General features: G+C 51.6%; 14 protein-coding genes. 12 read left to right on the forward strand and 2 right to left on the reverse strand.

Annotated elements, in window-relative coordinates; translation table 11 throughout:
- The first annotated feature begins 352 nt into the window (after positions 1–352).
- The 12 genes from ahpC (at position 353) to dhaM (ending at position 10694) form a co-directional block, all read left to right on the forward strand.
- Positions 353–919, forward strand: a complete 567-nt coding sequence (gene ahpC / locus LIZ87_RS17460; RefSeq protein ID WP_227148643.1) for an alkyl hydroperoxide reductase subunit C — start codon at positions 353–355, stop codon at positions 917–919.
- A gap of 19 nt (positions 920–938) precedes the next feature.
- Positions 939–1598, forward strand: coding sequence for a thioredoxin family protein (locus LIZ87_RS17465; RefSeq protein ID WP_178317098.1), 660 nt, complete (start codon positions 939–941; stop codon positions 1596–1598).
- Between the two features lie 401 nt (positions 1599–1999).
- Complete coding sequence (locus tag LIZ87_RS17470) at positions 2000–2569, forward strand: glycerol-3-phosphate responsive antiterminator (protein ID WP_227148644.1); 570 nt, start codon at positions 2000–2002, stop codon at positions 2567–2569.
- 89 nt (positions 2570–2658) lie between these two features.
- Positions 2659–4155, forward strand: a complete 1497-nt coding sequence (gene glpK, locus LIZ87_RS17475; protein WP_178315978.1) for a glycerol kinase GlpK — start codon at positions 2659–2661, stop codon at positions 4153–4155.
- Between the two features lie 135 nt (positions 4156–4290).
- A complete protein-coding gene (locus tag LIZ87_RS17480) occupies positions 4291–5004 on the forward strand; it encodes an MIP/aquaporin family protein (RefSeq protein ID WP_227148645.1) in 714 nt (237 codons plus the stop codon).
- Between the two features lie 104 nt (positions 5005–5108).
- Entirely contained in the window at positions 5109–6548 is a 1440-nt protein-coding gene (locus tag LIZ87_RS17485; protein ID WP_227148646.1) for an NAD(P)/FAD-dependent oxidoreductase, read from the forward strand.
- 20 nt (positions 6549–6568) lie between these two features.
- Positions 6569–7831 (forward strand): NAD(P)/FAD-dependent oxidoreductase, encoded by a 1263-nt coding sequence (locus LIZ87_RS17490; RefSeq protein ID WP_227148647.1) that lies wholly within the window; start codon positions 6569–6571, stop codon positions 7829–7831.
- A gap of 3 nt (positions 7832–7834) precedes the next feature.
- The gene (locus LIZ87_RS17495; protein ID WP_178316547.1) at positions 7835–8191 is read left to right on the forward strand and encodes a DUF1667 domain-containing protein; all 357 of its coding nucleotides are present in this window, start codon (positions 7835–7837) and stop codon (positions 8189–8191) included.
- A 202-nt stretch (positions 8192–8393) separates the two neighbouring features.
- A complete protein-coding gene (locus LIZ87_RS17500) occupies positions 8394–8585 on the forward strand; it encodes a hypothetical protein (RefSeq protein WP_178316548.1) in 192 nt (63 codons plus the stop codon).
- Positions 8586–8667: 82 nt separating this feature from the next.
- Positions 8668–9654, forward strand: coding sequence for a dihydroxyacetone kinase subunit DhaK (gene dhaK / locus LIZ87_RS17505; RefSeq protein ID WP_227148648.1), 987 nt, complete (start codon positions 8668–8670; stop codon positions 9652–9654).
- Between the two features lie 32 nt (positions 9655–9686).
- A complete protein-coding gene (gene dhaL, locus LIZ87_RS17510; RefSeq protein ID WP_227148649.1) occupies positions 9687–10310 on the forward strand; it encodes a dihydroxyacetone kinase subunit DhaL in 624 nt (207 codons plus the stop codon).
- Between the two features lie 3 nt (positions 10311–10313).
- Positions 10314–10694, forward strand: coding sequence for a dihydroxyacetone kinase phosphoryl donor subunit DhaM (gene dhaM / locus LIZ87_RS17515; RefSeq protein WP_227148650.1), 381 nt, complete (start codon positions 10314–10316; stop codon positions 10692–10694).
- A gap of 314 nt (positions 10695–11008) precedes the next feature.
- Here the strand turns inward: dhaM and LIZ87_RS17520 are convergent, their stop codons facing one another.
- Positions 11009–11323, reverse strand: coding sequence for an AzlD domain-containing protein (locus tag LIZ87_RS17520; RefSeq protein WP_178315190.1), 315 nt, complete (start codon positions 11321–11323; stop codon positions 11009–11011).
- A complete protein-coding gene (locus LIZ87_RS17525) occupies positions 11316–12032 on the reverse strand; it encodes an AzlC family ABC transporter permease (protein ID WP_178315192.1) in 717 nt (238 codons plus the stop codon). The genes LIZ87_RS17520 and LIZ87_RS17525 overlap by 8 nt, the downstream gene beginning before the upstream one ends.
- Between the last annotated feature and the right edge of the window lie 44 nt (positions 12033–12076).

Consider the following 12076-nt stretch of genomic DNA (forward strand, 5'->3'; position numbering starts at 1 on the left):
GCAGCATCTCTGCTTTTTAATTATTCAGTTGTAACACATGTATTGTAATCCTACACCGTGCCATGAAGCGCAGGTAGAATCCTGTTGTCTTATCAGAAAACATGTGCTACAATCGAATTAATTCAGAAAATACCACACCCCACAGCAAGCTTTTCTACATGAATACAGCCGCACAGCGGCATAGAGACAAGGCAGGCTGAGGGGTATGTCATTTTACTATGCAAGTCCCGCCGCCGGATAGGCGGCACTAAGTTCAGGTATGCCCAATGTGCCCACCAGACTTTCATGGTGCGGTGGCGCGTGTGCCTGCTGGGCGCATGCAGGCTTACCATCTCAGGAAAGGAGCGTTTCTATGGAGAATCTTATTAACAAAATGGTAGAGGATTTTAAAGTACAGGCATACCACAAGGGCAGCTTTGTGGAAGTGACCCGTGAGAATATTCTGGGACACTGGTCTGTATTTTTCTTTTATCCTGCTGACTTTACCTTTGTATGTCCAACGGAGCTGGGAGATCTGGAGGACTTCTACCAGGAGTTCAAGGAGCATGACTGTGAGATCTATTCCGTGTCAGAGGACACCCATTTTGTCCACAAGGCCTGGGCAGATGCGTCAGATACGATCAAGAAAATCGAGTACCCCATGCTGGGAGACCCGGCAGGAAAGCTGGCAAGGCAGTTCGGCGTCCTGGTGGAGGAAGAGGGACAGGCCCTTCGGGGAACCTTCATTGTGAATCCGGAGGGGAAGATCAAAGCTTATGAGATCCACGATATGGGGATCGGAAGAAATGCCGAGGAGCTTCTGCGCAAGGTACAGGCAGCGAAATTTGTGGAGGAGCACGGAGATCAGGTATGTCCGGCAAAGTGGAAGCCGGGAGAGGAGACGCTGACACCCAGCCTGGACTTAGTAGGCCTTTTGTAGGGCAGGAGAAGGAGGTACTATGATTGATCTTATGACCATTCCCGGAGAAAGCAGTCTGATCGATGAAGCATTAAAATCCCAGCTTTCCGGCATTTTCGGGAAAATGGAGGGACAGGTGGCAATAAAAGCCATTGTGGATTTGTCCAGAGAAAAGGACAGCCAGATGGCGGCATTTTTAAACACCATTGCTGCCTTAAGCCCGAAGCTTGAGCTCACTCTCTATGGACCGGAGGATGAGGACAGGCCCATGGAGCTTGATGCTTCCCATCTGCCTGTAACAGGGCTTTATAAGGATGGAGCTTATGGCCGCGTTTCCTTCCACGGCATCCCTGGAGGCAAGGAGATGAATGCTTTTGTGCTGGCAGTCTACAATCTGGCAGGCCCTGGGCAGGAGGTGCCAAAGGGCGTGAGAAAGAAGATTGACCGTTTAAAGAAAAGGACAAATATCAAGGTCTGCGTCTCTCTGGCCTGCCATCACTGTGCAGGAGTGGTTGCGGCCTGCCAGCAGATAGCGATCCTGAATCCCAATATTGAGGCGGAGATGATCGATGCAGCTCTCTATGAAGACCTGATAGCCCAATATAAGATCGAACGGGTTCCCATGATCATTTTTAATGACAAAGAGATCCATATGGGAGGCAAGACCATAGAAGAAATACTGGCTTTGTTAAAAAAATAACAAAAATACGTGCAAAAATAAAGCATTTTTATAAAAAATGTACAATAATGTTCAAAAATGTAAACCAATATTTGTCATAAATACAAGAAAAATATTTGACCTATTGAAAAAACCTGTGCAATATGCTATATTGGTTACAGATGAATAAGAGTGCTGAGAGAAAGAGAGCATAGTTGGACGGCAGAGATGTTGATTTAAAACTATGCTCTTTTTGTATATTTAAAAAGTGTACTCTCGAAATCTCTTTGTGCCCGATTTTGTGAGATGATTTTTTGTCAGCTGTGCTCAAATTTATGAGGCGTACGTTGATTAAATTTGGGTGCAGCTGGCGGAAAATCAGCCGTAAAAGCGGGGGCAAGGGAGATTCCGAGAGTACGCCAAACCGGTAAAGGAGGATATTCATGGATCAGAGGTTTTATGATCTGATGGAAGCAAATCCGGTGATTGCTGCGGTAAAGGATATGGAAGGACTTGCGGCCTGCTGTGAGAGAGAGGAGATCAAGATCGTTTTTGTCCTTTTTGGGGATATCTGTAATATCAGCTCCATTGTAAAGAGGATCAAAGATGCAGGAAAGATTTCCATGGTCCACATTGATCTGATCACAGGCTTAAGCGGCAAGGAGGTTGCAGTTGATTTTATCAAGGAGAACACAAGAGCGGATGGCATCATTTCCACAAAGCCGGCCCTGATCAAACGGGCAAGGGAGCTGTCCCTCTACACGACGCTTCGCGTGTTCGTGCTGGACTCCATGGCTTTTGAGAATATTGAAAAGCAGATGAGCGTTGCCAGGCCGGATGTGATCGAGATCCTGCCGGGGCTGATGCCAAAGGTTATAAAACGTGTGTGTAAGCTGGTAAGGGTGCCAGTGATCGCAGGCGGGCTCATATCGGATAAGGAGGATGTGATGGCAGCCCTGTCAGCCGGGGCCATATCCGTATCTACAACGAATCCAAAGGTATGGCTGATGTAAACGGTACTGACTGTCTCGAAAGGGGTACTGAGGCAGGCGAAATAAATGATACATATGGAGTGTATCAACAATCAAAAGGAGGGTTTTATATGGCGAAGTATGTAATGGCACTGGACGCGGGAACAACAAGTAACAGGTGTATCCTTTTTAACGAGAAAGGTGAGATGTGCAGCGTTGCCCAGAAGGAGTTTACCCAGTATTTTCCAAAGCCAGGCTGGGTAGAGCATGATGCAAATGAGATCTGGTCCACACAGCTGGGCGTTGCAGTGGAGGCAATGTCAAAGATCGGGGCTTCTGCAGAGGACATTGCAGCCATCGGTATCACCAACCAGCGTGAGACCACCATTGTATGGGATAAGGAGACAGGGGAGCCTGTATACCATGCGATCGTATGGCAGTGCCGCAGAACATCCGAATATTGCGACAGCTTAAAGGAAAAGGGACTGGTGGATACCTACCGCGCAAAGACAGGTCTTGTGATCGACGCCTATTTCTCAGGAACAAAGTTAAAATGGATCCTTGACAATGTAGAGGGCGTGAGAGAGCGCGCAGAGAGAGGCGAGCTGCTGTTCGGAACAGTGGAGACATGGCTGATCTGGCGGCTGACAAAGGGCCGCGCTCATGTGACAGATTACTCCAACGCATCCCGCACCATGCTGTTCAATATCAATACCTTAGAGTGGGATGATGAGATCCTGGCAGAGCTGAACATTCCGAAATGCATGCTGCCGGAGGCAAAGCCATCCAGCTGTGTATACGGCGAGACAGATCCCCAGTTCTTCGGAAGCCCGATCCCGATCGGAGGAGCGGCAGGAGACCAGCAGGCAGCACTCTTCGGCCAGACATGTTTTGAGCCAGGCGAGGCAAAGAACACCTACGGAACAGGCTGCTTCATGCTGATGAACACAGGTGAGAAGCCCGTATTTTCCAAGAATGGCCTTGTTACCACCATTGCATGGGGACTGGAAGGAAAGGTTACATACGCATTAGAGGGCTCCATCTTCGTTGCAGGCGCAGCGATCCAGTGGCTCCGCGATGAGATGCGGCTGATCGACTCTGCACCGGACTCTGATTACATGGCAAGAAAGGTAAAGGACACCAATGGATGCTATGTGGTTCCTGCATTTACAGGATTGGGCGCACCTCACTGGGATCAGTATGCAAGAGGCGCTATCGTGGGCATCACCAGAGGCGTGAACAAGTACCACATTATCCGTGCAACCCTGGATTCCCTGTGCTACCAGACAAACGATGTACTTCAGGCTATGAAGGCTGATTCCGGCATTGAGCTGGCAGCTCTGAAGGTAGACGGCGGTGCCAGCGCCAACAATTATCTGATGCAGACACAGGCCGATATCATCAATGCTCCTGTAAACCGTCCGCAGTGCGTAGAGACCACCGCAATGGGAGCTGCCTATCTGGCAGGCCTTGCAGTAGGCTACTGGTCAAGCAAGGAAGATGTTATCAAGAACTGGGCGATCGACCGCACCTTCACACCGGAGATCAGCGAGGACAAGAGAGAAGAGATGGTAGGCGGCTGGAACAAGGCTGTGAAATGCTCCTACGGCTGGGCAAAGGAAGATTAGGGCCTGGAGAAGGTAAGAAAAAGGAACGAAGCAGATCAATCAACAGGCAGCCTGGATGAGGCAGGATACGGCCTCGGAAAAAGTCTTGGGGAAAGCGTTTGAGGCTGCCTGATCTTTAAGACAAGGGGGTATTATATGTTACCGTATATAGCTGAATTTTTAGGGACAATGTTACTGATCATCTTAGGCGATGGCGTTGTGGCAAACGTGACACTGAACAAATCAGGCATGAAGGGAGCTGGCTCCATCCAGATCACCTTTGCATGGGGCCTTGCGGTTATGATCCCGGCATGTATCTTCGGAGCAGCCTCCGGCGCATCCTTTAACCCGGCTCTTACCATTGCACTGGCTGTAGAGGGGAGCTTTGCATGGGCACAGGTTCCGGGCTATATTGTGGCTCAGTTTGCAGGAGCATTTGTGGGAGCTTGTATCGTATATGCACTGTTTAAGGATCAGTTTGACGCAACCGATTCACCGGCTACAAAGCTGGGCGTATTCTCCACAGGCCCATCTGTTCCCAATATGGGACGCAATATTTTAAGTGAAGCGATCGGAACATTTGTACTTGTATTTGCGATCAAGGGCATTGGCCAGGTTCCAGGACTTGTGGCAGGCCTTGACAAATTCATTGTTTTCGGAATCATCGTATCTATCGGTATGTCCCTTGGCGGCCTGACCGGTTATGCCATTAACCCGGCCCGTGACTTAGGTCCCCGTCTGGCCCACTCGATCCTTCCGATCAAGGGAAAAGGCGATTCCAACTGGGGCTATGCACCCGTTGTCATCATTGGACCTATTGTAGGTGCAGTTGCAGCAGTTCTGCTGTACAATGCGATTCCATGGGCATAAGGCTGGTCTCAATTTAATATAGATTGCGAGAGCGGAGCGGGGCAGAAAAGGTATGGGGATATACCGCGTCTGTCCCGCATCTTTATAGGAAAGGATTGAAAAATATGTATGATGTAATCATTATCGGGGCAGGTGTGTCCGGAGCAGCCGCAGCCCGTGAATTGTCCCGGTATCACGTAAATGCCTGTGTTCTTGAGAGGGAGGAGGATGTTTGCTGCGGTACATCCAAGGCGAACAGCGCCATCGTACATGCAGGCTTTGATGCAGCGGAAGGTTCCCTTATGGCAAAGCTCAACGTGGAGGGCAACCAGATGATGCCGGAGCTTTCAAAGGAGTTGGATTTTCCTTTTAAACAATGCGGTTCCTTTGTGGTATGTCTCGATGAGGAATCCCTGCCGGGTCTCTACGCTCTCTATGAGCGCGGTGTGAAGAACGGTGTAAAGGATATGGAGGTTATCACAGATAAAGCCAGGATACATGAGATGGAGCCCAATCTGGCAGATGAGGTAGTGGCAGTCCTCTATGCACCTACGGCCGGAATCGTATGCCCCTTCCATTTAAATATTGCTCTGGCAGAGAATGCTTATACCAATGGCATTGATTTTAAGTTCCATACAGAGGTCCGGACCATTGAGAAGATGGAGGGCGGCTGGCGCCTTCAGACCAGCCAGGGAACATACGAGACAAGGTATGTGGTAAATGCAGCCGGCGTTCATGCAGATAAGTTTCACAACATGGTAAGTGCAGAGAAAATCCATATCACCCCGCGCCGCGGAGACTACTGCCTGCTGGACAAGAGCGCAGGAAGCCATGTGTCACGTACCATATTTGCCCTCCCCGGCAAGTACGGCAAAGGTGTCCTTGTGTCCCCCACTGTCCATGGTAATCTGATCGTAGGGCCCACAGCCATTGACATCGAGGATAAGGAGGCCACGGCTACCACGAGAGCCGGACTGGATGAGGTGATCACAAAGGCCGGAATGAACGTAAAGGATCTGCCCATGCGTCAGGTCATCACCTCCTTTGCAGGCTTGAGAGCCCATGAGGACAACCATGAATTTATCATCAAAGAGCTGCCGGATGCTCCCGGCTTTGTAGACTGTGCGGGAATTGAATCCCCGGGCCTTACCAGCTGCCCGGCGATCGGAAAAATGGTGGCGGAGATCCTGAGAGAAAAGCTTTCGCTCACGCCAAATCCTGACTTTAAGGGAGAGAGAAAGGGGCTTCTTGACCCGGATACCCTGACAAAAGAGGAGAGGGCAGAGCTCATCAGGAAGGATCCGGCCTACGGCAATATCATCTGCCGCTGTGAGATGGTGACAGAGGGAGAGATCCTGGATGCTATCCACAGACCATTAGGCGCAAAGTCCTTGGACGGCATCAAGCGGAGGACGAGAGCGGGCATGGGACGGTGCCAGGCAGGCTTCTGCAGCCCCAGGAGCATGGAGCTCCTTCACAGGGAGTTAGGCATTCCCATGACGGAGATCACAAAGAGCGGCGGGGCTTCAAAGATTGCAGTTGGAACCAACAAGGACAGGATATAGAAAGGGGCGGCGGATTTCAGATGAGAGAATATGATATCGTCATAATCGGCGGCGGTCCTGCGGGTCTCGCTGCGGCAGTTGCAGCCAGGGATAATGGGATCGAGAGTATTTTGATCCTGGAGCGCGACAAGGAGTTAGGAGGGATCTTAAACCAGTGTATCCACAATGGTTTTGGACTCCACACATTTAAAGAAGAGCTGACCGGGCCTGAATATGCAGCGCGTTTTGCTGCCCAGGTATTTGCGAGGAACATTGAATACAAGCTGAACACCATGGTAATGGACATCAGTCCCCAGAAGGTGGTGACAGCCATGAATCGGGAGGAGGGCCTGTTTGAGATCCAGGCAAAGGCCGTGATCCTGGCAATGGGATGCAGGGAGCGTTCCAGAGGAGCACTTAACATCCCAGGCTACCGTCCGGCAGGCATCTTTTCAGCCGGAACAGCACAGCGTCTGGTAAATATGGAGGGCTACATGCCAGGCAGGGAGGTCGTGATCCTGGGATCAGGCGATATTGGCCTGATCATGGCAAGGCGCATGACGCTGGAGGGCGCAAAGGTGAAGGTAGTGGCAGAGCTCATGCCTTACTCCGGCGGACTTAAGAGAAATATCGTCCAGTGTCTGGATGACTACGGCATCCCGTTAAAGCTGAGTCACACGGTGGTGGATATCCGCGGAAAGGAGAGGCTGACCGGGATCACCCTGGCAGCTGTGGATGAAAAGGGAAGGCCCATACCGGGCACAGAGGAGGATTATGACTGTGACACCCTGCTTCTGTCTGTTGGATTGATCCCTGAAAATGAGCTTTCAAACGGCATGGGCGTGGAAATGAGCCGCGTGACCTCCGGTCCGGTTGTAAATGAGAGCCTGGAGACAAGCGTGGAGGGCGTCTTTGCCTGCGGCAACGTGCTCCATGTACATGACCTGGTGGATTTTGTTTCAGAGGAGGCAGCAGCAGCCGGAAAGAACGCAGCCAAATATGTGAAGGGGGCAGGCACAGGCAGCGGTCATGTGATAGAGTTAAAGGCTGTGGACGGCGTGCGCTATACCGTTCCCTGCACCATTGACCCGGAGCGGATGGAGGATACTCAGATCGTGCGCTTCCGTGTTGGCAATGTGTTTAAGAACTGTGCGATCGGCGTATACTTTGACGATGAGCAGGTCATGAAGAGAAAGCGTCCCGTTATGGCTCCCGGAGAGATGGAGGAGATCAAGCTGGAAAAAGGAAAATTACAGTTGCATCCCGGACTTAAGACAATTACAATAAAGGTAGAGGAGGTATAGGCCATGGAGAAACGAGAGCTTATTTGCATTGGCTGCCCAATGGGCTGTCCCCTGACAGTGGAGTTGGAAAATGGGGAGATAGTGAGCGTTTCAGGCTATACCTGCAAGCGGGGGGATGTATACGCGAGAAAGGAAGTTACCAACCCCACCAGGATCGTGACCTCCACCGTGATGGTGGAAGGCGGACGGGCGGACATGGTATCAGTGAAGACAAAAGAGGATATTCCGAAGGATAAGATCTTTGCGTGTGTGAAGGCCTTAAAGGGAATCACCGTGAAGGCGCCTGTCCATATCGGAGATGTGATCCTTAAGGATGTAGCAGGAACAGGAGTAGATATTGTGGCCACAAAGGATGTATGATGCGCCGCAGTGTGTAGGCAGATAGAAGGCTGGCAGCCGTTTTCGGGGCCCGGCGCCTTGTCAGGCTCAGAGCGTGTTTGGGAATTGTTTTCCGTCATATGCGCCCTGGTGAGCCGGGGCGCATAAGGCTTCGGCGGCGGCCGGCTTCCTGTGGTTAGACCTGCATGCGCCCATCGGTTGATGTAAAAAAGGAGGCATTTTTATGGAGAAGAAGCTGGATATCAACAATATGAATGGTATGACAGAGGATGAAGACAGAACCTGCGGCTTAAATGACATGAACTGTGTCAGTGAGAACGAGGAAAAGACCTGTGGTTTAAATGACATGAACTGTGTTGGCGAGGAGGAGGAGAAGACCTGCGGCTTAAATGATATGAACTGTCTGGGAGAATGAAATATCCCGCAGCAGGCATGACGCCTGGCTCTCTGCTTTCAGGAGATCACAGAAACATAAATAAGGAAGGGGGTTCTATATTATGAAGAAATTTATCAATGACGTAGCGCTGGTGGAGGATCAGATGATACAGGGTATGGTTAAGGCTTATCCGGGTTATCTGAAGAAGCTGGACTGCGGCAACGTGGTAGTGCGCGCTAAGAAAAAGGAGGGAAAGGTTGCACTGATCAGCGGCGGCGGAAGCGGTCATGAGCCGGCTCACGGGGGCTACGTGGGGACAGGCATGCTGGATGCTGCTGTGGCAGGAGCGGTATTCACCTCCCCGACGCCGGACCAGATCTACGAGGGCATCAAGGCCATTGCCACAGACGCAGGCGTGCTCATGGTGGTGAAGAACTATACCGGCGATGTCATGAATTTTGAGATGGCTGCGGAGATGGCAGAGATGGAAGGCATTTCCGTAAAATATGTGGTGACAAATGACGATGTGGCAGTGAAGGACAGCCTCTATACCGTAGGCCGCCGGGGAGTGGCAGGTACTGTATTTGTACACAAGATCGCAGGCGCAAAGGCAGAGGAGGGAGCTTCCTTAGAGGAGGTCCAGGCAGTTGCACAGAAGGTCATTGACAATGTAAGGAGCATGGGAGCTGCCATCGAGCCCTGTACGGTTCCGGCAGCAGGAAAGCCCGGCTTTGAGCTGTCTGACGAGGAGATGGAGGTTGGCATCGGCATCCACGGAGAGCCGGGAACCCACAGAGAACCCATGAAGACCGCAGACGAGACCGCGGATATGCTTCTGGCACAGATACTGGCCGACATTGACTATTCCGGCAGAGAGGTGGCTGTGATGATCAACGGAGCAGGCGCAACGCCTCTTATGGAGCTGTTCATCATCAACAACCGTGTGGCAGATGTACTGGCAGAAAAGGGCATCCATGTGTACAAGACGTTCGTGGGCGAGTATATGACTTCCATTGAGATGCAGGGCTTTTCCATTTCCCTGCTGCGCCTGGACGAGGAGCTGAAGGCCCTTCTGGACGCTCCTGCGGATACACCGGCCTGGAAGTAACAAGCTGTAATTGAAAAGGAGAGGGAAACATCATGGCAGACAGCAAAAAAGTATTGGAGATCATAAAAGCGATCGGGCTTGAAATGGAGGCCCATAAGGGCTATCTCACAGAGCTGGACCAGCCCATCGGAGACAGTGACCATGGCATTAACCTGGCAAGAGGTTTTGGAGCAGTGGAGCAGAAGCTGCCATCCCTGGAGGGAAAAGACATTGGAACCATTCTGAAAACCGTTGGCATGACCCTGGTATCTACGGTGGGAGGCGCTTCCGGCCCTCTCTACGGCACTGCCTATATGAAAGCAGGCATGGCTGTGGCAGGAAAGCTGGAGGTGGACAAGGCAGATTTCCTGACCCTCATGGATGCCGCCATCCAGGGCGTGGCCCAGCGAGGAAAGGCAGAGACTGGGGAAGCCACAATGTTAGATGCCATGGTGCCCTCCCTGAAGGCCATGAAGGAAGCTGACGCCCAGGGAAAAGACGTGAAGGAAATGCTTGCAGCAGGCATAGAGGCAGCCTGGGCAGGAGCAGAGTCCACCAAGGACATGATAGCAACCAAGGGCCGTGCAAGCTATGTGGGAGAGCGCGGACTGGGCCACCAGGATCCGGGGGCTACCTCTTATTCCTACATGCTGCAGGTGATCGGAGAAAGGATATAACAAATGGTAGGTTTTGTGATCGTATCCCACAGTGAACAGCTGGCCCGGAGTGTGGTGGAACTCACCGCCCTCATGGCTCCGGATGCCAGGATCGCTCCTGCAGGAGGACTGGAGGACGGAGGCTTTGGCACCAGCTTTGAGAAGATACAGGCAGCCATTGAGTCCGTATATTCAGATGACGGGGTGCTGGTGCTGATGGACATGGGAAGTGCAGTTATGACAACAGAGATGGTGATCGAAACCTTTGAGGGCCAGAAGGTAGAGATGGTGGACTGCCCCTTAGTGGAAGGCGCGGTAGTGGCCACCATTGATGCGGTGGGCGGCATGAACTTTGAGGAGATCAAGGCGGCCTTGGCTTTGGTGGGGACACAGAAGAAGTTTTGATCCTGCGTAGCAAATAGTTGTGCGCAAGAGCCTGAGAGACCGGCTCTAATATCGAACAGGGAGCACAGGCATCTGCCATAGACGGCAGGCCTGGCTCCCTGTTTTTGCTGCCAGACGTAACTACTCAGCCTGCGGCTGTGTAGTTACGGAATCCGGCTCATTTTAAGTTCACCTACGGTGAAGGAGCCGGATTCTTCTCGCCCACAACTCATTCTTACGGTCTTTGCAGTAAATGCAAAGACCTACACTGAGCGTTACCGCCAGACTGCTGTGGATACAGTCTGACAGCAGGCTTTTGCAGTGTGGTACAGCAGCTAGACGATCACCAGCTCCAGAAGGAATACCACCCCGCAGGCAGCCAGGGAAACCTGGAACAGGCTTTTTTTCATGTAAGCCAGAACTGCCGCAACAGCCAATGCCGCTGCCCCGGACCAGACAGAGGACGTGGCATAGAGAACAGCCGGAAAGGTCATGACGGAAAGGGTGACATAGGGGACATAATATAGGAAGGATTTTATGTAAGTATTTTTGATCTCCTTCTTGATCAATGTCAGAGGCAGCAGGCGGATAAGATAGGTGACGGCTGCCATCACGAATATATAGAGATAGATGCGAAGGGAATCATGCATGGTCTTCTTCCTCCTTTACCGGGAATGCATAAGCGGCAGCTCCTGCAACGAGAACCGTCAGGAGGATGATCTTGAAGCCTGAGGATATGCCGTTTAACAGGGGTACCACCGTAAACAGGAGGCTTAAGGCCATGGAAACCAGTATCACGCCTGTCAGTACCCTGTTTTCTTTGGCCGGAGGGATCACCACCGCCAGGAACATGCCATAGAGCGCTACATTCAGAGCGCTTAAAAGACGGTCAGGCAGGAGGCTTCCGGAGACTGCTCCCAAAAGGGTACCCAGGGTCCATCCCGGTACTGCCGCACATATAAGACCATAGCTGTAAAATGGGCTTAAGGTTCCCTCACGGCATACAGATACACCGAATATCTCATCCGTTACTCCATAGGAGATGAGAAAACGGTGAAAAAATGGCATATTGTGGTCCAGCTTCTGGGAAAGAGAGCAGGACATCAGGCAGTAACGCAGGTTGATGACCAGCTGGGCCGCCGCCATTTCAAAAAAAGGCGCACGGGCAGCAATGATGCCCAGGGCCGCAAACTGGCCTGCACTGGTAAGATTGGTAAAAGACATAGCCACAGATTCCAGGGCAGTGAGCCCGGCGCCTGCGGCCATGATGCCAAAGGTGAAGGATACGGCCAGATATCCCAGTCCAATGGGGATCCCGTCCTTCAGTCCGTTTTGAAATTGGATTCTCTTGTCGTTCATTGTTACCTTCTCCATAGATAAAGTGCGGCCTTAAAAGGCGCATA

It is taken from the genome of Lacrimispora sp. 210928-DFI.3.58, from assembly GCF_020554865.1.
Classification (GTDB): domain Bacteria; phylum Bacillota; class Clostridia; order Lachnospirales; family Lachnospiraceae; genus Enterocloster.